Here is a 20,760-nt window from a genome sequence, read left to right as displayed (position 1 = left end):
ATTCTGCAATTCTAATTAATTCATTAAAAATGTTTTTATAAGAAAAAAGCCAAGTCTTTAAAAGAGCTGGCTTCATGAATTCATCATGTGAATGAGCTTATCACCATCAATTAACTTAATATTTTTATTCGCAGCATTATTGCTTGCGTTTTTGTTGGAATTACTCAGTAGTTTAGTCGTCACAAATATCCTCAGCTGTTAAAACCCCAAATATATCTTCATATACAGGGCTAGTATCCACATAGGAGGAAGAACACATGCTCTCGTAACTAGAAAAAGTTACTCTAATTTCTACAGAGAAATTTAATTCATCTTCAATTCGTTGAGCACATGTTTGATAGTTCTCCCTAATCTCTTGTAGACAGCTTACAATATCTTCTCCATATATTGGATGATTTATAATTATACGTAGTTGTCTGTTGTTTTCTGGTTGCTCATTTAGGAAATAAGCGCTATCCAATTTAATATCTTCGCCAGTGATAGAAGAAGATACAATTTCTTCTATCACTGTAGCCAAAGTCTCATCACGCATTTTTTCTATTTTACTAATAATCCCGAGCTTTTTAGATGCATTACGTATCAACTTATTTTCTTTTTGATTATGCTGATGAATGAGTTGTTCCAGGTCGTCCAAAAAACATAGTAACTCCATGTGGTTATCTATCATTATGTAACCCCCTCTTTTTAAATATAGTGAGATGCAAAGGGAAATATTCGCGAAAAATGAATTGGTACTAGCAATTGACAACCTATTGTGAGCATACACTGATAGGGCTAGAAGTCGCTAACAGAAGCATGTCCAAGAAAGAGTGGTTGAGTGGTAAACACAAACTTAGGAGGAAAAGGAATTTATAGAAAACATATTATTATGCTCATTGTTATCTGAATAAGAAATGCTAATTACATATTATGAGGATGGTTATTTGCTCAATGGATATATGACTGTGATTGATATAGATCCGTTAAATAGTGCTTTAATCTGTACAGATGTTTTTTACCACAGGGTCGCACTTGTTTTTTTGATATTATTACTAGTAAAAAAGCCGAATCTTAGGATGTGCACCCCAATTGTTAGACACAAACAACAATTGGAGGTGTACTTTTTTATAGTTAAATTCTCACTAGAAGAAAAAGTAAAGGTAGTAAAAAATATTCAGATGAAGGTGACGGAGTGAAAAGACTTGCGGGATCCATAAAGGTTCATCCGAGTGTACTCCAGCAGTGGATTAAACAATATAATGCGGTAGGTGAAAAACGCTATAGAAGATATCCCCTGGATTATAAACTGGATGTAATTAATTATATGGATAGACAAGGGACATATATTAGAGAAACAGGGGCTATTTTTAATATCCCATCTTATGGAACGGTTCGTAGGTGGAAGGAAGCATATGATTTAAAAGGCGTGGATTCCCTACATGAAAAGAAGAGAGGGCGTCCAACTATGAAAAATACAAATACAATAGAAAAATTAAGAAGTACATTTTGTCTCCGGCTAATATGAAAAGGTTATTAAAATCGGAAAGAAAACAAGAAGAATTTGTTCATCTAGTACACGATGAATATAAAAAAAGAAGATAAGAATTTTTTTATTTTTCATATTTGGCGAAACAAATGGTACAATGAAAGCTAATGTGAAAAATAAGGAAAAGAAGTGGTCAATTTGAAAAACTTTTTAGAATTAGGAATTAGTGAAACTTTTAATCATACATTACGTGAAAATGGAATTACAGAAGCAACACCAATTCAAGAGCAGGCAATTCCTGTTATTATGTCAGGTAAAGATATTATTGGGCAGGCGAAAACAGGAACGGGTAAAACATTAGCATTCGTGTTACCGATTTTAGAAAAAATCGATCCAGAGTCTAGTGATGTTCAGGCTTTAATTGTTGCGCCAACAAGGGAACTAGCACTGCAAATTACAACTGAAATTAAAAAAATGCTTGTTCAAAGAGAAGATATTAATGTACTAGCGATTTATGGCGGGCAAGATGTAGCACAACAATTGAGAAAATTAAAAGGTAATACACATATTGTTGTAGCGACACCAGGTCGATTATTAGATCATATACGACGTGAAACAATTGATTTAAGTAATCTTTCAACGATTGTACTAGATGAAGCGGATCAAATGCTTTATTTCGGTTTCTTATATGATATTGAAGATATTTTAGATGAGACACCTGGTAGTAAACAAACGATGTTATTCTCAGCAACGATGCCAAAAGATATTAAAAAATTGGCGAAGCGTTATATGGATGAGCCGCAAATGATTCAAGTACAAAGTGAAGAAGTAACGGTAAATACAATTGAGCAGCGTGTCATTGAGACGACAGATCGTGCAAAGCCAGATGCACTTCGTTTTGTTATGGATCGTGATCAGCCATTTTTAGCAGTTATTTTCTGTCGTACAAAGGTTAGAGCAAGTAAGCTGTATGATGATTTAAAAGGACGAGGTTATAATTGTGCTGAACTTCATGGTGATATACCTCAAGCGAAACGTGAAAGAGTTATGAAGAGTTTCCGCGAAGCTAAAATTCAGTACTTAATTGCGACGGATGTAGCAGCACGTGGACTTGATGTAGATGGTGTAACGCACGTATTTAACTTTGATATCCCTGAAGATGTAGAAAGTTATATTCACCGCATTGGCCGAACAGGACGTGCAGGTGGATCAGGTCTTGCAATTACATTCGTTGCAGCGAAAGATGAAAAACATTTAGAAGAAATTGAAAAAACGCTTGGTGCACCAATCCAAAGACAAATAATCGAACAACCGAAGATAAAACGTGTAGATGAAAATGGAAAACCGGTACCAAATCCTGCTCCAAAGAAATCAGATCAATATCGTCAAAGAGATAGCCGTGAAGGTTCAAGAAGTGGTTCAAAAGGTGGCCCAAGAAATAGTTCGAGAAATGATAACAATCGATCATTTAATAAGCCAAGTAATAAGAAAAGTAGTACAAAACAAGGTCAGCAAAGACGTGGACGTTAAATAGTGGTAATTGTAAAAGAGTCGCAAAATATTGCGGCTCTTTTTTTGTTTGTATAGAACAAGGATAATGGCAAGAAAAAACAAAAATTTCATTCACCGTATTTAAAACTTATAAAGGGAATTTTATAGTCCAAAACCAGCAGATCAAGGGTATTACTACCATGTCGCAATTCAAGAACAAGTGCAACTTACGTATGAACAATATTTAATCGAAAAAAATTGAGAGAAAGCTATTCGTACTAGCTCCCCTGATGATGATACGGATTATGAAGAAATCAATTGGTATAACGATACGAAAACATCTTTTGCAAACAAAGAATTGGACGATGGAGTGAAAGAAGTTCGTAACACATTCAAATGGTACGGGAATGTTATGCTGCAGTAAAAAGAACGGAACTTATTATGTCTACTATTTCGGCAGAACACTTTGGTTGAAAGGAAAGGTATTGAAGCGAGCGAATATTTTTATTACACATTCCGCAATTATTGAAATGGAACAAGAGAAGTTTATGAAGGATTTAACTCATATTGGTAGATGAAAAAATAAGGGCGTGTGAAGATTGAGATATCTTATTTACAAATTTGAATTAACAACCATTTTCGAACATTGGTCGAACGAGAAAATTATTGTTGCTGAAACGGAAAGTAAAACAAGTTATCTGTATTGGCAGCAGTTCAGAACAAAATTTATAACAATGTCGATGGCGGAATTTATGAAGTTTGTAAAGTGCGAGAATGAAGGTGTTTTTGACATCAAGCGCATGTACAGTGCAGAGCAGGCTTTTAAGAAAATGCAAAATTATCGCAACCTCCATTTCGCTTACATGGGTATGCGAGTAATACGATCGCTGGGAACTGGAAAACTCATTTGTTCGTTTTGTTCGAGGGAGAAATTGAAAAGCACAACTGTCATCATTTTTGGGAAATTGCTTATTACAATGATGAGGGCAATGTGGTCCGAAGCTACCAAAAGGTGGGTATGCGGTATAAGAAAAAAGGACTAGCAGTCGTATCTGCTGTCCTTTAATAGGAGAAAAATTATTCTGGATTAGAACTACGAATAACCAGAAAACGTGCTTTAAATCAGTGTTGTCAAAGATGTAATAATCTATGCAACAAAAAGCTTAGTCGGAATTCAAAACACCAAAATGGCTTGCATTGGTAACAGGCTCAAAACTAGTATATGTAAAATGAAAAATCTCATACAAAAAGCAGACAACAATTTTGGTTGTCTGCCAGTGAGTAGAATGAGTTAGCAAATTGTGATAAATTGCATTCCCATTACGAGAAGAGTGAAGCTGCTACTTCAAAAAGCTTATTAGTATTATTTTCAATATTAAAAAACATATAGGAAAAGCAAATAAGTTAAGAACCTACCTGCTTCTACTGTAACAAAAGAAAGAAGTATTAACCGTGGATACGGCGGCTTGAAACTAGTATGTATTATTATTTGAAAAATATTCAAGGGGTGAAGAAACATGGAATGTTTGATAAATGGTTTCTATGAAATTAATCAGCTAATTAATAAAACAAAAGAGAAAAACAATGAGTAAATATAACAATAAAAAGGTTGAGCTAGATGGTTGTATCTTTGATTCAGAAGCCGAGTCTAAATATTATGAGTTGTTAAAAGAAAAGCAAGGTGCAGGTGAAATACAGGCAATCGAATTGCCACCATGGTTTGTTCTGCAAACAGGTTTTAAAAAGAATGGAAAACGATTTGATGCAATTACATATAAAGCAGACTTAATGATCTATTTGCCAAACGGTGATGTGGAAGTCATTGATGTGAAAGGTGTATTAAATGACACTTTTAGTATTAAAAAGAAAATGTTCGAATATTATTTCCCACATTTGTCGCTTGTTGCATCTTGATTATATAACGTTAGCAGAACAAATAGTACAAATGACAGCAATCTGAACAAGTGTTTTACGTTGCATTTATATATATTAAGTTTTTTATAAATGCCTTAATTAATATATAGGAGGAGTTACGTTATGCTCTGGCTAGGAAACATTATAGGATCCGTATTAGTTTCGTTTGTTACTTGTGGTATACTCTATTTTGGTTTTAAAGCAGAAGAAAATAAAATAGCGGCTATGCAAAAAAATAATGATGGAAATAAAGTTTAATACAATTTGAATTTTGTTAAGAAACATACAATTTGTCTATAATGTATATTAATTTTCAGATTTCGGATTTGCTTAGTAAATAAAAAGTCTCTTCAATCGGATTTAAAGAGACTTTTCTTTCACATATCATAGCAATTTAGCTCTTGTTAAATTAGGATTTAAGTTCATTCTAAGATGTTTAGGGCGTACCGATAGTTACTGCCAGCAATGCAGCAATTCTATCTAAATCTTCCTGTACTGTAGTAGGAGGAAGAGGAGCCCAGTTTGCTGGATTATTAGGTGTGTAAGCTAAATCGAAAGCATCATCAACTCTAATTAAAGATGTATTTGTTCCTATAAGATTTATTCGGGAACGAATAGGTAATGAATCAACTGTCGCTCTGACTCTTGTAATAACGTTATTAGCGCCGTTGACAAATAAATTTCCTGAATTAGGGCTGGGATTGAAGATGTTTTCTGTAATAGCAAAGCTGGTTAAATTTAAGGGGTCAATTGGAATATGACCAGGTAGCACATTAATAATGACATTACCATTTATTCCTCCACCAACTAAGTTGACTTGGGTATCTGTAGTTGCTTGCGAATTAATAGTGATATTGCCACTAGAAACGAACGAAGCAAACATTGCCATGTTAATTCCATTTTGAGTATAACTAGCGGATAACATTGAATCACGGATATTCACTTGATTCACAGAAGTCGATAAAGCTGTGAATATAGGAGCAGGGGTTATATTAACGGTAACAAAGAATAATTTACCTGAAACACTTTGTGCCGTTTGAAAGTTAAAATCAAGAGGCGCACTTAGTAATGTCAGATTAACAAACCCAGATCTAGGATCCTGGGAAAAGTTCAAATCAAACCAAGACGGATCATTTATATCGAAAGGAATTTGTAATCTAGTCAATAAAGTACTAGTTCCTACTAATTGAACGTTAGCTTTTAAATGAATTAATGGTTCAATATAGTTACCAGGTCCAATAGAGATAGCATAAGGTTTAGTTATATTTAAAGGATCCGGAAATGGTGCTATAGCATCTGTTATTGATGCCATTGCTGCAGTCACTGTTAGAAATGGTGCGCATTCAGAACCATCAGCAGTAGCGTCATTACCAGCTTTGTTTACATAAACAATTTGAGTGAAAGGTGGTAGGGGTTCTATACATCCAGGTCCAGTAGGCCCAGTACTTCCAGTAGGTCTGATGCCCCCGATAGGCCCAGTGTTCCCAGTGGGTCCAATGCCTCCAGTAGGCCCAGTACTTCCAGTAGGCCCATCGGGTGGTCCAGTAGGCGCCCGGTAGGTCCAGTAGGCAGTGTGAATGGTGGAATAGCTGGTAAAGTAGGTCCGAGTAAATCAGGATTTATTAAAGCGGAAGATAATAACTCGTCCATAATAATTTCACCTCTAAAAAACTAGTATTTCTAATAATAAATGCGGAAATAGAGAAAAGTGAAATGGACAAGTGAAAAATTAGACAACGGAATTTTCGCAAAAGTATTATTTAACTGAAAAGAGCACCGACAGAGAGTGTGGTGCTCTTGGACCAAGGACTATATTTTGTATTTTTTAAAGTCCATATAAGTATATGAATTTTACAAATAAATAGTGAATTTATTTTCACTAAAATTCTTATTTAAATACAGAAGCCCTAGGATTAGGGGTTCAAACCTTGGTATATTTCACGCGACATTAAAAAAAGAAAAGAACCCTCTATAATAAAGAGTTCTTCAAGTGATTTAATCTATTAATTGCACTCATGGTAATATTCATCACATGAATCGTTATTATCGTTACAGCAGATACAAAATGTTTTTTGAACAAATAAACTAACTATACTAGTAGGACCTTCCTGTCTTGTAAGAGTAAGACTTTGAAAATCTTCAACTTGAAATATTTTTGTTTGAACGGGTTGTAATGTAGTAGTAATTGGTATACTAGATTTTCTTGTTAGAATAGTTACTTGAACGGGTGCACTCATACCAACAACAAATAACTGGATTAATGTTTTATTGTGATTGTTTGTAAAATCCTCAAATACAGTTTGTGGAGTGGTAGTTTCAAGGAAAACAGATACAGGTATATTTCCATTTGCATTTTCTTCAGAACCTGCAATTGTATGCGTCTCAATAAAACAGTTGTTTTTTTGATTGCCCGAATGTGACTGTTTTTTATAATACTTTTTACCGTCTTTATAAAAGTAATCAGCCATATGAATGTAAAGCTCCCTTCTTTTAGATGTCTATATAGTTTATTTAATAAAGCGAAGTAGTGCTTGTACAACATTATAAAATCCGCTCTCGTAATTACTTAAAAATGTTATTTGAAAATTAAAGAGCGCCATCCAAGGTACTCTCGGCTAAACACTGATATTGAAAAAGAATACAACATAATATCGTATGTATGCTTCTGAGGGATGTGCGGATTTAATATAAAATAGTTATTGGAATGAAATGAAGAGTAACCAATGGTTTATTAATGAATATATAGTGAGTGGAGTCATGGTTGAGGGGCCAGATTATGATGATTCCTAATATAAAAAGAGAGCTAGAAGGCCCTCTTTAATAGTTGTTGTATTCTCCAGAAAAAAGGAAATTTTCAAGCGTATTAATGTGTTAAAAATTTTGTGAACATGAAGTGCAAGGTCCACCAGTAGGTTGAAATACAACATTGTCAACAAAGGCTGTTGCGCCTTCACCACCTGTAGCAGTATTTTGGAAAGAAATACAAGCTATAGTCACAGTAGCAGGTATACACACAACAAGAACATAATGTTGGAAAAGAGATTGTGGTTGATTCATAACTGGTACAATATGTGGAATGTTTGATGGACCAAGAGTTGCAGGGGCTGGGGGACATGCTTGCCCAAGTTCTGGAAAAGATACAGAAGCTATAAGAAATGCACCATCCCTTACATCTGCAGCAAATGAAAATGTAAAACAACAACCTTCGTCAACATCAACTGTTTGATTAATACTTCCACCTGGACCAATTGATGCAGCTAAGAGACTAAATGACCCATCTGGCAGAAAACGACCACTATGAACGTTTGGAAAACCTACTTCTGAAACAGAACCGACTTGATTCCAACCTGGAACTGGATCTACTCCTACAGGTGGTATGTCAAATCCAGGGTTGTTAAGAACATTATTACATGGACAACATCCTACAGCAGTTGGTCCAGTCGCTCCGGTCGGCCCAGTTGGTCCGGTCGGCCCAGTTGGTCCGGTCGGCCCAGTTGGTCCAGTCGGCCCAGTTGGTCCAGTCGGCCCAGTTGGTCCAGTTGGTCCAACTTGAGGTGGGGGTACAGGGGGGAGAAAACAATCACATGGAATATGAAATTTCTTTTTAAATTCACTCATTTTTACACCATCCTTATCATTCATTCACCCACTTACACACTACAACTTATGAATTGGTTAACACACAAGTATAAGAAAAAGGCCCTTGAAAATTAAAATAAATAAAAAATTAAGCCCTTATGTCACAAATATAAACCCATTCCATAATATATAAGGAACATGGGTTCACTCCAAAAAGCTTTTAATATATATAAGGGAGTCCGCTTCCTAAATCAATACCGTTGAACCTGTTGCTTCTGTTGGTAAAGTGAATGACGAAAAATAGATAGGAGTGTTGAATCGATTAAACTTGATTTAACTGCAGTTCCATGTAAAACAATATTTTCTTCATTCATACCTTCATCTCCTATGATTGCTCGTCATAGGAGGTGAAGGTAGCAAAAAGCAAATCATGAAGTTGGAAAGCAATTATATAAAAGGGCAAGGATTGTTAAGGGGAATTAAAGAATGTATCGTAGTGAATGGAAAATACAAGAAGAATTATACGATTATAATGGTTGGATAATATACGATGGTGAATGGGTTGAAGTGGACAAGCGTTTTAATTTTATAAATTAAACAAAAATTTCATTTAATAAGTATTCAAAAATCAAAAAAGAGCACTCAATAAAGTGCTCTCGTGACGAGATTCATTTTGTAATGACTATTTCAAATTATAAAGAAAGGAACACAGAATATTATATGTGCGTGTAGTCAATTGAGTTCGTTTTTTACAAACAAAGAGCAGCTAGAAAAAGCTAACTGCTCAATACAAGGAGATACAGGGAAAACTACTTTAAATGAGATTTGGCATACAGCCTACATACAGTATTGACCGAATATTTATTTTAAATCCAATTTATTTAAAGTAAACATCCCAACAGATAAAATGGCTGCACCTGCTGCAGAACCTAACCAGTCTCTCCAGCCTAATGAATTTAAAGGCGTATCTGTTAAATCCATAATTAAGAAGATAGCAAACATTAATACACCAAATGCTAAGCATCCCCAAAATGTTTGCAGATATTTAACCATCTTCTTTCGGAACTTGCTCATATAAATCACCCATTATTAATGTTTTGTATTTTTATAAACAAATTATTGCATATATGAAAATTAAAAGTACGAAATATGCAATATTGCATATTTAACAAAATAATCCATTCATAAGTAAATAGATCGAACTGAAGAGAACCGTATCATATGAATCAATTTTCATTTTTTGAAGCCATCGATGAAAAAAAGGAGATACGTAGATTTGTGGTGAAGGAGCTGAAAAACTACAAAGCATTGTGCGTCCGGATGAAGAATCAAGAAGAACAGGATCAAGCGGGGGCATCGTTCTTTTTCCTAAAATAAAAGGTGACGATAAGAAACATGAGATATGTTTTAAATAAATTGAACAGACGTTAAAAAATAAAAATTTATAAAGGAAATAGAAAGGAAATAGAAAGTAAGATGTTGTATATGTACGATAATAGGAAACTTTTTACTAACTAAACATATAATTTAAATAGACCGACAGTCGGTCTGGTGGGAAGGGGAACGTGAATGCGAATAGTAAAGGAGTATGAGGAGCGTAGAAAGGAAATTTTAGAAACTGCTGAACGTTTATTTGTTACGAAAGGTTATACGAAAACAACAGTAAATGACATTTTAAAAGAGATAGGGATAGCAAAGGGGACATTTTATCACTATTTTAAGTCAAAAGAAGAAGTAATGGATGAGATCATTATGAGGATCATTAAAGATGATGTTGCTAAAGCGAAAGTAATTGTCTCTAATCCAAATATCCCGGTATTAGAAAAATTATTTCGAGTTTTAATGGAGCAATCGCCAAAATCAGGGGATGTTAAAGATAAAATGATTGAACAATTTCATCAACCAAATAATGCGGAAATGCATCAAAAAAGTATAGTGCAATCCATTATTCATTTATCTCCTGTTTTAGCAGAGATTTTAGAACAAGGAATCGATGAAGGCATATTTTCTACACCATACCCACAAGAAACGATTGAACTATTACTCTCTTCAGCACAAGTCATATTTGATGAAGGTTTATTCCAGTGGAAGCCGGAAGAAATGATGAGGAGAGCTAAAGCTTATATTAAAATGATGGAAGCATCTGTTGAAGTGAAAGAAGGATCCTTTGATTATATGCTGGAGTTTTTAATTAAACAGAAATCATGATTTCTGTTTAATTATTTTAGACCGACAGTCGGTCTAAAATAAATGAAGGGTGTGATGAGGATGCCAGCAAATATAAAATCTTCTATGAAAGATTTTCACTTAATGGTGAGTGGGCAAATTATTACTATTGTAGGTTCAACACTTTTACGCTTTGCTCTGTCTTTATATGTATTAGATATAACAAGGCGTGCTGATATATTCGCAGGACTATATGCGGTTACGAGTATTCCGTGTTTGCTAGCTCCTCTTGGCGGAGCGATAGCAGATCGTTTCAATCGCCGTAATTTAATGGTTATATTTGATTTTATAAACGCTGCGATTGTGTTAAGCTTTATAGTTTTGTTATTTACTGGATCTGTATCTATTCTATTGATCGGAACAATTATGTTTTTACTAGCGATCATTAGTGCAATGTACTCACCGGTAGTAATGGCGAGTATTCCGCAATTAGTTCCAGAGAAAAAGTTAGTACAAGCGAACGGTATCGTAAATGGTGTGCAAGCATTATCTAATATAGTTGCTCCTGTATTAGGAGGAATATTGTACGGCATAATTGGTTTGAAAATGCTCGTAATAATAAGTTGCTTCGCTTTCTTTTTATCTGCGATTTTGGAAATGTTTATTACAATACCTTTTATAAAAAGAACGCAAGAGAGCCATATAATACCGACAATTGTAAAGGATATGAAAGAAGGGTTTATATTCGTTTTAAAACAACCATTTATTTTGAAATCTATGCTTTTAGCCGCATTACTAAATTTATTATTAACACCGCTATTTGTTGTTGGTGCTCCAATTATTATACGAGTAACAATGGGAAGTAGCCACACGTTATACGGAATTGGAATGGGATTAATCGATTTTGCTACTATTATAGGTGCATTATCAATAGGTTTTTTTGCGAAAAAGCTACAGATGAAAACATTGTATTATTGGATGATTTTACTAGCTTTATTAGTAATACCAATGGCACTATCAGTTACACCATTTATTCTTAATTTAGGATACTATCCACCATTTATCCTCTTTATACTTTCTTCTATTCTAATTGCAATGATCATGACAATTGTATCCATCTATGTGATTACTGTAGTTCAAAAGAAAACACTAAATGAGAACTTAGGAAAAGTAATGGCAATTATAACAGCGGTATCCCAATGTATGGCACCGATTGGGCAAGTCGTTTATGGTTTTATGTTTGAAGAATTCAGTATGAAAATTTATTTACCTGTATTAGTTATTAGTTTCATAATGATATTAATAACGGTTGTGACGAAGAAAATACTATTGAATGAAGGGAACTAGCTTTATATGATTAGGAGAATGTTAAAAAGAGATTGCTCTCAAAATAAAATGATAATTACCATTTTATTTATGTTTATCATGTTATCAAGTCTTTTAATGGCTAGTGCTTCAAGTAACGTTATAAATCTATTGAACTCAATGGATCAATTGGTTAAAGTATCAAACGCACCGCATTTCGTATAAATGCATGCCGGAGAAGTAAATCAAAAGTCAATTGATTCCTTTGTAGAAAAAACTCCGTTTGTAAAAAAACAGCAAACGGCTGAGATGGTTCAAATAAATGGATCTAACATTTTTATAAAGAAGAAAAATCAAGCGGAACATAATAGTGTAATGGACATAAGCTTCGTTAAACAAAATAGTAAGTTTGATTTTTTATTAAATTTAAATAATGAAGTGGTCGATGTTAGGAAAGGAGAAATAGGTGTACCAATTTATTATATGCAAAAATATAATTTGCGTATTGGAGATAAAATATGGGCTGATAAAAATAAGAATGAACTAGAATTTACTATTTCAGCATTTGTTCGTGATGTTCAAATGAATCCATCAATTGTTAGTTCAAAACGATTCGTAATAAGCAATGAAGATTTCGAAAGAATAAAAAGGAATTTTGGAGAAAGCGAATATCTTATTGAATTCCAGCTAACAGATGTAAATAAAATAAATGAATTTGAAAATCTATACGAGTCATCGAACTTACCTCAAAAAGGTCCCTCTATTACGTATTCACTCTTTAAAACACTCAATTCATTAACAGATGGAATTATAGCTGCAATGCTCATTATAATAAGTGCATTATTAATGTTAATCGCAAGTTTATGTATTAGATTTACGATTATGACTTCAATGGAAGAAGATTATCGGGAAATAGGTGTTATGAAAGCTATCGGTATTACAAGTAAAGATATTCAAAAACTATATGTAACAAAATATGTTGTTATTTCAGCTGGTGGATGTATATGTGGATATATACTTTCACTATTTGTTACAAAAATATTCACTTCGAATATCACACTTTATATGGGGGCGGCAGATAAAAGTATTTTACACAATGTTGTGCCATTAATAATTACAACATTGTTATTTTTAGTCGTTATCCTGTTCTGTCGCATCATTTTGCGGAATTTTAGGGGAATTACAGCAATAGACGCTTTACAATCAAGAGATAAACTAGGGAAAAGAAAGATTAGAAACTCTTTTTCACTCAATCAATCTAAATTTAAAAATGTAAATATATTTATTGGTATACAAGATGTTATAAAAAGATTTAAGTTATATCGCGTATTAAGTATCGTATTAATAATAGCTGTGTTTATGATTGTTGTACCTGTTAACTTTTTGTATACGATTCAGTCACCGAAGTTTGTTAATTATATGGGAACAGGAAAAAGTGATATTCGAATAGATTTACAGCAAACTGAAAATATAGAGAAACGATTTAAGGACGTTATATCATATTTACGAAATGATGATGAAGTAGAAAAATATGCAGCATTTGTAACGATTACATTTGAAATGGTGAATGCTGATGGCATACATGAAAATTTAAATGTAGAAGTAGGAGACTTCACTCAATTCCCATTAGACTATATTCAAGGTATGGCACCAAAAAATAAAAATGAAATTGCTCTTTCTTATGTGAACGCAAATGAATTGAAAAAGAATGTAGGGGATAAAATCATTTTATTTGCAGAAGGAAAAGAGAACGCACTAACTATTAGTGGTATATATCAAGATGTAACGAATGGCGGGAAAACAGCTAAAGCGAGCTTCTCTTATAATAATGAAAATATATTATGGTATGTAGTAAATGTAGATATGAAGCCTACTGTGAATTTAAAAGAAAAAGTGAAGGAGTATAAACATAATTTTAGTTCTGTAAAAATAACAGATACGGATGATTATTTAACACAAACTTTAGGAGAGACAATTAAACAATTAAGACTCGTGACTCAAGTGGCTATTTTGATTGCTATATTGATATCAGTTTTAATCACTGCAATGTTTTTTAAAATGTTATTGGCAAAAGACTCTTCGCAAATATTAATTATGAAATGTATAGGGTTTTCATACAAAGATATTCGTATACAGTATATAACACGTTCTCTCGTCATTGTATTATTAGGCATTGTGACTGGGACATGTATAGCTGTTATGTTTGGTGAAATGTTAGTAAGTTGGTTAGGCTCATTTATGGGAGCAGCTCACATAAAGTTTGTCGTAAATCCTATCGTTTCTTATGTAATATGTCCAGCTATATTATTTATATCTGTGACTACAGCAACACTTTTCATTAGTTTTACTATAAAGCAAACAAACGATGTAAAGCCAAATGGGTAGTAGGGGTGTATAACTTGAAAAAAATTTTAGAAGTAAAGGAATTAAACAAAAAATATTCAATAGATGGAAATGCCAATTATCACGTGTTAAAAAATATAGATTTAGAGATTTATGAGGGAGAATTTGTATCGGTTATGGGACCTTCTGGTTCCGGAAAATCGACGTTACTTTATACTATTAGCGTAATGGATCAAATATCATCTGGAAGTGTGAAAGTTGATAGTAAAGAATTATCATGTATGAAAGAAGAAGCGTTAGCCAAATTGCGCCTTACTGAAATAGGATTTATTTTTCAGCAGAGCAACCTTCTGAGAAACTTGAATCTATTTGATAATATCATTTTGTCAGCATATTTAGCGAAATGTGAGAGTAAGAAAATAGTAAATAAACGTGCTCTGGAGCTAATGGGGAAAGTGGGGATAAGTGATATAGCGTCGCATTATATAACCGAAGCATCTGGAGGGCAATTACAAAGGGTCTCTATATGTAGAGCGCTCATTAATAATCCAAATATTATTTTTGCTGATGAGCCAACGGGTGCTCTAAATTTAAAATCAACAGAAGAAGTAATGCAAATCTTATTAAATATTAATTGTGATGGAACTACAATTATGTTAGTAACTCATGATGTAAAGGTAGCAGCGAAAACAGAAAGAGTTCTTTTTATGGCAGACGGAGAAATTGTGAGTGAAATACAGTTAGGCAATCTTAGGAACGATGATTTAAAAGCGCGAGAAGAGAAGTTGTTAAAATGGTTGACTGTACTTGGATTTTAAAGACAAAAACTCCTATTGAATATAGGAGTTTTTTCTTTGTTTGAAAGTTCAAAAAGATATATAATAATTTTCTGACTATTAAATTTGGAGGGGTACAAATGAAAAATGAAACGTTGCACACGCAAGAAGATATTATTAAAATGCTTGATTCATTATTAAGACCGGCAGAACCATTTTGGAATGAATTTTATGCGAATAGAGACAAAGATGTTCCGTTTTTTGAAAATGTTCCAGATGAGAATCTAGTTTCCTATATACAAAAAGAATGGATCTCCAAAGGGAAAGTGATGGAGCTTGGATGTGGTCCAGGAAGAAATGCAATTTATTTGGCGAATGAAGGATTTGAAGTAACAGCAGTGGATTTATCTATAGAAGGCATTAATTGGGCGAAAGAGAGGGCGTTAGCAAAAGGAATAGAAATTGATTTTATTTGTGATTCGATTTTTAATTTAGAGGGTCAAAATGATTTTGATTTTGTATACGATTCGGGCTGTTTACATCATATTCCACCACATAGAAGGATACATTATGTGGATTTAATTAAAAACTCATTGAAATCGGGTGGTTATTTTGGAGTAACATGTTTTGCAGCAGGCGATTTAGATGAGCGAAATGGATCAGAAATAACAGATTGGGACGTATATAGAGGATGGAGTCTACAAGGTGGTCTTGCATATTCAGAAGAAAAATTAAGAGATATATTTGACGAGTTTGAAGTGATAGAAATTAGAAAGATGAAGCAAATTGACCAACCAAATACTATGTTTGGAGAATCATTTCTTTGGACAGCATTATTTAAGAAGAAATAAGAGAGTAGATAATTGACAAACGCATCGTTTTTATAGACAATACACTTATAGGAATGTACGTTCGGTATTTTTGGCCAATGTATGTTTTACATAAATACATATCAAGGGGTTGTCTCTATATGAGTACTACAAATCAAAAAATTACAACTTTTTTAATGTTCGAAGGTAATGCTGAGGAGGCGATGAATTTTTACACGTCGCTATTCGACCAATCAGAAATTGTAAGTATCTCTCGCTACGATGAAAACGGACCTGGTAAAGAGGGTTCTGTCATTCATGCAACTTTTACGTTAAATGGTCAAGAATTTATGTGCATTGATAGTTATGTAAAGCATGGTTTTACATTTACACCATCTATGTCTCTTTATGTAACTTGTGAGACAGAAGAAGAAATTGAAACGGTTTTTCATAAACTAGCGCAGGATGGATCCGTACTAATGCCTTTAGGTTCTTATCCATTTAGCAAAAAGTTTGGCTGGTTAAATGATAAATATGGTGTGTCTTGGCAGTTAACGCTTGCGGAATAAAAATTTAAAAAGAAAAAGCGTAGCCTATTTATAGTTACGCTTTTTCTTTTTAAGAATTTTGCTTGCCGAATCTTTCACCGAGTTTAGCTAACAATTCAGGCTGATCCCCTTGGCTCATTACAACTTCAACAAAGATAAGTCGATTCATATTAAAATTTATTTTAGTTAAGACTTCTGCTAACTCTATTTCATTTTCCACTTTACATGTTAGGCTTTTTTCTTCTGATCCGAATGTGTTTGCGAGTTTCGTGTAATCCCACATTTGTATGTCATTATAAGGTTGATTTTGACCGTGAATTGCACGTTCAATAGTATATCCGTTGTTATTGATTAAAAATATTATCGGTTTTAAATTTTGACGAAGTATAGTCGATAACTCTTGAACAGTTAATTGGAACGAACCATCACCAATAATTAAAATGTTGCGCCGTGATAAATTGGCGAGCTGTGTACCAAGTAGAGCGGGCAGTGTATATCCGATAGATCCCCATAACGGTTGTCCTACATATGCAGTGTTATTAGGTAGAGGGATAGCAGCACTACCAAAGAAAGGTGTTCCTTGCTCTACAATTAAGATGTCGTTTTCTTGTAAGAAATGGTACATTTGCTGCCAAAAACGTTTTTGTGTGACCATTTGTGCTTTTGGATTGAACTCTTCAGTAAAAGGTGATGATTCTAAAATAAATGGCTTAATGTCAAGGGTATCTTTATTACGATGCTCAATTGAATCACTTAAATGTTGTAAAATATCCTGCATTACAACTGGACCGTATTTTTTATCTATAATTTTCACAGTATAGGGATGGATTTCTATAACTTGTTCTTTTGTAAAACCTTGTGTGAAGCCGCCTGTAATAGTATCAGTTAACTTCACACCAATACTAATAATACAGTCAGATTCATCAATTCTTTTTCGCAAGTACGGAGAACTTACATCACCAGTATAAACTCCTATAAATTGAGGGTGTTTTTCAGGGAATATTCCTTTTCCCATGCTTAACGTCGCGATGGGAAACCCAGTTTTTTCTACGAATTGATGTAAATTTTCTTTAGCGTGAAATCGAGCTACTTCAAAATCAGCTAAAATTACAGGTTTTTTGGCGTTATTTATTATTGAATTGGCATGTAGAAGCATTTTATCCAGCACTTCTTTATTACTTAAAATCGGTTTATATAAAATTGGTTCTGTAGGTTTATTAATTGGTTTATTATACACATCAATTGGCAAATTAATATGAACAGGGCGTTTTTCATTCCAACATGCACGTAATACACGGTCAATTTCCTCAGCTGCATGCTCAGGTGTTATATTTGTTTGTGCTACAGTGATTTCTCGATACATAATGGAAAAGTGATCGAACTTTCCATCTCCTAACGTATGATGGACGATTTCTCCATTTTCCATTATTTTTGTTGGTGGCGTACCCGTGATTTTTATAACTGGCACGTTTTCTGCATATGAGCCAGCAATACCGTTAATGGCGCTTAATTCTCCAACACCGAAAGTAGTAATAAGAGCAGCGATTCCTTTTATGCGAGCGTACCCATCTGCTGCATATGCAGCATTTAATTCATTACAATTTCCAATCCACTTTAAATTTTCATGTGCTACTACATCATCTAAAAAGGCAAGGTTATAATCACCAGGAACCCCAAATATATGTTCAATTCCTAATTCGTGTAGTCTATCCAATAAATATGTACTTATAGTATATTGCGATTTCAAATGAATCCTCTCCTAATTGTGCATTGAATATTTCAATAAACTATAGAAGTTCTAATGTGTTCGTTAAAATATTCAATACTAGATTGTGGTATAATTTACATACAGGGGGAAAGTAGATGACACAACATAAAGAAGAACAGATGAATGAAGCATTAGCATTATTTTATTTTGCATATAAAACATTTACTGAAAAGCCAGATGAAATTATAAAAGAGTATGGCATACAACGAGTACATCACCGAATTTTATTTTTTATCGCACGATTTCCAGGGATAAGTGTAAATGAGTTATTATCACTGCTAGAAATAAGTAAACAAGCTCTTCACGGACCACTACGACAACTTGTGGAAAAGGGCTTAATTGAGAGTAATGAAGCTACACATGATCGCCGTGTGAAACAGTTATCTTTAACAGAAATAGGTGTAGATTTAGAGAAAAAATTGAGCGATGTTCAAAGACAACAGATGAGTGCTATTTTTTCAAAATTTGGTGAATCGTGTGGAGAAAATTGGCATCAAGTTATGAATGAAATGGCAAATAGTCGATCAGGTTTTGATGCTTGGATATCAAAACGAGAAGTTGCAATCGATCAGAAATAAAATAATAAGAAATATATCTGTTTTTATAGTTTGAAAAAGAACAAATTTTATCCATACATTTGGCAACTATGGATTGGTCATAGAGTGAATGGATAAAAAGATACATTACTAGATACTTTATACGTGTACGCAATGGAACAATAAAATTCACATTTCCGAGAGGGGAATTATTATGATAAAACTTGTACTTATTCGTCACGGACAAAGTTTATGGAATCTTGAAAATCGCTTTACAGGATGGACAGATGTAGATTTATCAGAGAATGGATTAAGTGAAGCGAGAGAAGCAGGAGCGATATTAAAGAAAAATGGATATAATTTTGATGTAGCTTATACATCTGTATTAAAACGAGCAATTCGGACTTTATGGATTGTACTTCATGAGATGGATCTTGCTTGGGTACCAGTACATAAATGTTGGAAGCTAAATGAAAGACATTACGGTGCATTGCAAGGGTTGAATAAAGATGAAACTGCGAAAAAGTATGGTGAGGAGCAAGTTCATATTTGGAGAAGAAGTATTGATGTAAGACCACCAGCTCTTACTGAGGATGATCCTAGATATGAAATGAATGATCCAAAATATAAAGCACTTAAAAAAGGTGAGTTTCCATTGACTGAATGTTTAGTGGATACGGAGAAAAGAGTACTTGATTATTGGTATTCAGAAATCGCGCCGTCATTAAAAAGTGGTGAAAAGGTAATTATTTCATCACACGGTAATACGATTCGTTCGCTAGTGAAATACTTAGATAACCTTTCAAGCGATGGTGTTGTTTCATTAAATATTCCAACGAGCATTCCACTCGTTTATGAATTAGACGATGATTTACGTCCGATTCGTCATTATTACTTAAGTATGGACGGAGAAGTACCAGAAGGGGAAATTCCGAAACATATTTCTTTTTAACATGAAAATTTGAAACGCATGCTTGTCTACATATACAATGTAGATTCATGATAAAGTGAAACTTTAATCAGTGGGGGGTTCATCCCCCATTGATTATTAGTTGAACCAATCGGGCTTTTATGGGCAGTTGATCCCCTACCTAACTTCTATGCTTTTGCTAAATTTTCAGGTGGGGGTCTTACTGCCCCGGGGTAAAAGACGTGGTACCTTCTAATGTATATGCGATATTGCTAAATTTAGAAGCTTGTCCACGTCTTTTGTAATAAAGAGGGCTGCTTGTGCATGTAATGATATCGTGAGTAGTTTTTGAATGGAGGGTGATGTCATTGGTGATCTCTAACATTCGAATCGGCTTATTTATTTTAGCAATCGTTTTTCTCGTTCTTGTGTTCTTTTACTGGAGAAACGAAGAGTTGTACGAGGAGAAAAAGCAACGTATTAGAAAGACTTGGTATGGGTTGTTTATAATATCAGTCACCGTGTATTTCATGATAAAAGGAATTGATTTAACCCTCTGGAAAAACCTTTTAATGTTCACTGCAATGGTTATTTTCGTTGATATCGCATTTATTTTGACACCTAATATTTCCGAAATATGGGGAGCGAAATTTAGCGATATCGGGAAGACTGTTCAATCGATAAAACGGTCATTAATTGCTTCTAAAGCAAGAGGGGAAATATATACAACAATTATTCAAAATGTCAATCCAGCAATGTTCGGTACAATGGAATGGCATACGGAAGAAGAGTATACAAAAAGCTTAAACGCATTTTTAGATTCGTATGGGGAAAAGATTGGTGCGAAAATTGTTGTATTTGAAGCGGCAAAGGAATTAAATACTAACTTTCGCGGTATCCGTTCTCAATTTAGTATTATCGTTCCGTTTGAACACATTGAGCAGTTGAATGAGCAGAAAGCGGTACAAGTAGAAAATGTCGGCATTATACCAGCAAAAACTGTGAGTGATGTTTTCATTGTTATTGATGGGAAGAAAAATAATCTGCAAGATCGAGATTTTGAAAATGTATATAATTTAACAATACATCATAGTTATTTTAGTAAATAAGGACAGAAATTTTTTCTGTCCTTTTCACTTATACATAAAGG

At 33.8% G+C, this 20,760-nt stretch carries 18 protein-coding genes and 4 pseudogenes; 15 read left to right on the top strand and 7 right to left on the bottom strand.

Annotation, left to right across the window (positions count from 1 at the left end; translation table 11 throughout):
- Nucleotides 1–72: 72 nt before the first annotated feature.
- Nucleotides 73–186, bottom strand: a pseudogene (locus tag DN394_RS29810) (restriction endonuclease); the annotation flags it as partial.
- A complete protein-coding gene (locus DN394_RS14015; protein WP_000566722.1) occupies nucleotides 173–667 on the bottom strand; it encodes a hypothetical protein in 495 nt (164 codons plus the stop codon). The gene DN394_RS14015 and the pseudogene DN394_RS29810, both read right to left, overlap by 14 nt.
- Before the next feature lie 169 nt (nucleotides 668–836).
- On the opposite strand from DN394_RS14015, the pseudogene DN394_RS29420 reads away from it, so the two are divergent.
- From DN394_RS29420 to DN394_RS29415, 5 genes and pseudogenes are all read left to right on the top strand, one after another.
- A pseudogene (locus DN394_RS29420) lies at nucleotides 837–1,040 on the top strand (YolD-like family protein); the annotation flags it as partial.
- A 66-nt stretch (nucleotides 1,041–1,106) separates the two neighbouring features.
- Nucleotides 1,107–1,474: pseudogene (locus tag DN394_RS14005) on the top strand (transposase); the annotation flags it as partial.
- A gap of 180 nt (nucleotides 1,475–1,654) precedes the next feature.
- Nucleotides 1,655–2,995, top strand: a complete 1,341-nt coding sequence (locus DN394_RS14000) for a DEAD/DEAH box helicase (RefSeq protein WP_002108293.1) — start codon at nucleotides 1,655–1,657, stop codon at nucleotides 2,993–2,995.
- Nucleotides 2,996–4,540: 1,545 nt separating this feature from the next.
- Complete coding sequence (locus DN394_RS13985) at nucleotides 4,541–4,870, top strand: DUF1064 domain-containing protein (RefSeq protein ID WP_000049836.1); 330 nt, start codon at nucleotides 4,541–4,543, stop codon at nucleotides 4,868–4,870.
- Nucleotides 4,871–4,993: 123 nt separating this feature from the next.
- Nucleotides 4,994–5,128, top strand: a complete 135-nt coding sequence (locus tag DN394_RS29415) for a hypothetical protein (RefSeq protein ID WP_000964480.1) — start codon at nucleotides 4,994–4,996, stop codon at nucleotides 5,126–5,128.
- A gap of 178 nt (nucleotides 5,129–5,306) precedes the next feature.
- On the opposite strand, the pseudogene DN394_RS13980 reads toward DN394_RS29415, so the two are convergent.
- From DN394_RS13980 to DN394_RS13965, 4 genes and pseudogenes are all read right to left on the bottom strand, one after another.
- Nucleotides 5,307–6,520 (bottom strand): annotated as a pseudogene (locus tag DN394_RS13980) (exosporium leader peptide-containing protein).
- Nucleotides 6,521–6,873: 353 nt separating this feature from the next.
- A complete protein-coding gene (locus DN394_RS13975) occupies nucleotides 6,874–7,338 on the bottom strand; it encodes a hypothetical protein (protein ID WP_000796373.1) in 465 nt (154 codons plus the stop codon).
- Nucleotides 7,339–7,741: 403 nt separating this feature from the next.
- A complete protein-coding gene (locus DN394_RS13970) occupies nucleotides 7,742–8,488 on the bottom strand; it encodes a collagen-like protein (protein WP_149293896.1) in 747 nt (248 codons plus the stop codon).
- An 822-nt stretch (nucleotides 8,489–9,310) separates the two neighbouring features.
- Nucleotides 9,311–9,523, bottom strand: a complete 213-nt coding sequence (locus DN394_RS13965; RefSeq protein WP_098149467.1) for a hypothetical protein — start codon at nucleotides 9,521–9,523, stop codon at nucleotides 9,311–9,313.
- A 147-nt stretch (nucleotides 9,524–9,670) separates the two neighbouring features.
- Here DN394_RS13965 and DN394_RS28975 point away from each other — a divergent pair, with 147 nt between their 5' ends.
- From DN394_RS28975 to DN394_RS13935, 7 genes are all read left to right on the top strand, one after another.
- The gene (locus DN394_RS28975; RefSeq protein ID WP_176522751.1) at nucleotides 9,671–9,826 is read left to right on the top strand and encodes a hypothetical protein; all 156 of its coding nucleotides are present in this window, start codon (nucleotides 9,671–9,673) and stop codon (nucleotides 9,824–9,826) included.
- A gap of 192 nt (nucleotides 9,827–10,018) precedes the next feature.
- On the top strand, nucleotides 10,019–10,657 hold the full coding sequence (locus DN394_RS13960) for a TetR/AcrR family transcriptional regulator (protein ID WP_048566399.1): 639 nt from the start codon (nucleotides 10,019–10,021) through the stop codon (nucleotides 10,655–10,657).
- Between the two features lie 42 nt (nucleotides 10,658–10,699).
- Nucleotides 10,700–11,962: an MFS transporter gene (locus DN394_RS13955; RefSeq protein WP_098149466.1), complete on the top strand. Its 1,263-nt coding sequence runs from the start codon at nucleotides 10,700–10,702 to the stop codon at nucleotides 11,960–11,962.
- Between the two features lie 183 nt (nucleotides 11,963–12,145).
- Nucleotides 12,146–14,305, top strand: coding sequence for an ABC transporter permease (locus tag DN394_RS13950; protein WP_252197155.1), 2,160 nt, complete (start codon nucleotides 12,146–12,148; stop codon nucleotides 14,303–14,305).
- Between the two features lie 14 nt (nucleotides 14,306–14,319).
- Nucleotides 14,320–15,081 carry an ABC transporter ATP-binding protein gene (locus tag DN394_RS13945; RefSeq protein ID WP_048566583.1) on the top strand — a complete coding sequence of 254 codons (762 nt, stop codon included), beginning with the start codon at nucleotides 14,320–14,322 and terminating at the stop codon, nucleotides 15,079–15,081.
- Between the two features lie 98 nt (nucleotides 15,082–15,179).
- The gene (locus tag DN394_RS13940; protein ID WP_048566398.1) at nucleotides 15,180–15,890 is read left to right on the top strand and encodes a class I SAM-dependent methyltransferase; all 711 of its coding nucleotides are present in this window, start codon (nucleotides 15,180–15,182) and stop codon (nucleotides 15,888–15,890) included.
- 119 nt (nucleotides 15,891–16,009) lie between these two features.
- Entirely contained in the window at nucleotides 16,010–16,417 is a 408-nt protein-coding gene (locus DN394_RS13935) for a VOC family protein (protein ID WP_048561897.1), read from the top strand.
- 49 nt (nucleotides 16,418–16,466) lie between these two features.
- On the opposite strand, the gene DN394_RS13930 is transcribed toward DN394_RS13935, so the two are convergent.
- Nucleotides 16,467–18,143, bottom strand: a complete 1,677-nt coding sequence (locus DN394_RS13930; RefSeq protein ID WP_064056607.1) for an alpha-keto acid decarboxylase family protein — start codon at nucleotides 18,141–18,143, stop codon at nucleotides 16,467–16,469.
- A gap of 116 nt (nucleotides 18,144–18,259) precedes the next feature.
- On the opposite strand from DN394_RS13930, the gene DN394_RS13925 reads away from it, so the two are divergent.
- The 3 genes from DN394_RS13925 (at nucleotide 18,260) to DN394_RS13910 (ending at nucleotide 20,719) form a co-directional block, all read left to right on the top strand.
- Nucleotides 18,260–18,742, top strand: a complete 483-nt coding sequence (locus DN394_RS13925; protein ID WP_000191898.1) for a MarR family winged helix-turn-helix transcriptional regulator — start codon at nucleotides 18,260–18,262, stop codon at nucleotides 18,740–18,742.
- 172 nt (nucleotides 18,743–18,914) lie between these two features.
- Entirely contained in the window at nucleotides 18,915–19,652 is a 738-nt protein-coding gene (gpmA, locus tag DN394_RS13920; protein ID WP_000594134.1) for a 2,3-diphosphoglycerate-dependent phosphoglycerate mutase, read from the top strand.
- Between the two features lie 329 nt (nucleotides 19,653–19,981).
- Nucleotides 19,982–20,719 carry a type II toxin-antitoxin system SpoIISA family toxin gene (locus tag DN394_RS13910; protein ID WP_074650800.1) on the top strand — a complete coding sequence of 246 codons (738 nt, stop codon included), beginning with the start codon at nucleotides 19,982–19,984 and terminating at the stop codon, nucleotides 20,717–20,719.
- Nucleotides 20,720–20,760: the final 41 nt, after the last annotated feature.

Origin of the sequence: Bacillus sp. BB081, assembly GCF_008368895.1 — a bacterium.
Lineage (GTDB): Bacteria > Bacillota > Bacilli > Bacillales > Bacillaceae_G > Bacillus_A > Bacillus_A wiedmannii.
Note: the sequence above shows the minus strand (reverse complement) of the source record. Positions and strands in the feature narration are given on the sequence as shown.

Excerpts from the sequence above, each read along its gene's own strand:
- DN394_RS13925 (WP_000191898.1), top strand. The coding sequence starts at position 18,260 with ATGACACAACATAAAGAAGAACAGATGAATGAAGCATTAGCATTATTT.
- gpmA (WP_000594134.1), top strand. The coding sequence starts at position 18,915 with ATGATAAAACTTGTACTTATTCGTCACGGACAAAGTTTATGGAATCTT.
- DN394_RS13935 (WP_048561897.1), top strand. The coding sequence starts at position 16,010 with ATGAGTACTACAAATCAAAAAATTACAACTTTTTTAATGTTCGAAGGT.
- DN394_RS13975 (WP_000796373.1), bottom strand. The coding sequence starts at position 7,338 with ATGGCTGATTACTTTTATAAAGACGGTAAAAAGTATTATAAAAAACAG.
- DN394_RS13940 (WP_048566398.1), top strand. The coding sequence starts at position 15,180 with ATGAAAAATGAAACGTTGCACACGCAAGAAGATATTATTAAAATGCTT.
- DN394_RS13985 (WP_000049836.1), top strand. The coding sequence starts at position 4,541 with ATGAGTAAATATAACAATAAAAAGGTTGAGCTAGATGGTTGTATCTTT.
- DN394_RS13965 (WP_098149467.1), bottom strand. The coding sequence starts at position 9,523 with ATGAGCAAGTTCCGAAAGAAGATGGTTAAATATCTGCAAACATTTTGG.
- DN394_RS28975 (WP_176522751.1), top strand. The coding sequence starts at position 9,671 with ATGAATCAATTTTCATTTTTTGAAGCCATCGATGAAAAAAAGGAGATA.
- DN394_RS13970 (WP_149293896.1), bottom strand. The coding sequence starts at position 8,488 with ATGAGTGAATTTAAAAAGAAATTTCATATTCCATGTGATTGTTTTCTC.
- DN394_RS29415 (WP_000964480.1), top strand. The coding sequence starts at position 4,994 with ATGCTCTGGCTAGGAAACATTATAGGATCCGTATTAGTTTCGTTTGTT.
- DN394_RS13960 (WP_048566399.1), top strand. The coding sequence starts at position 10,019 with ATGCGAATAGTAAAGGAGTATGAGGAGCGTAGAAAGGAAATTTTAGAA.
- DN394_RS13955 (WP_098149466.1), top strand. The coding sequence starts at position 10,700 with ATGAAGGGTGTGATGAGGATGCCAGCAAATATAAAATCTTCTATGAAA.
- DN394_RS13950 (WP_252197155.1), top strand. The coding sequence starts at position 12,146 with ATGCATGCCGGAGAAGTAAATCAAAAGTCAATTGATTCCTTTGTAGAA.
- DN394_RS14015 (WP_000566722.1), bottom strand. The coding sequence starts at position 667 with ATGATAGATAACCACATGGAGTTACTATGTTTTTTGGACGACCTGGAA.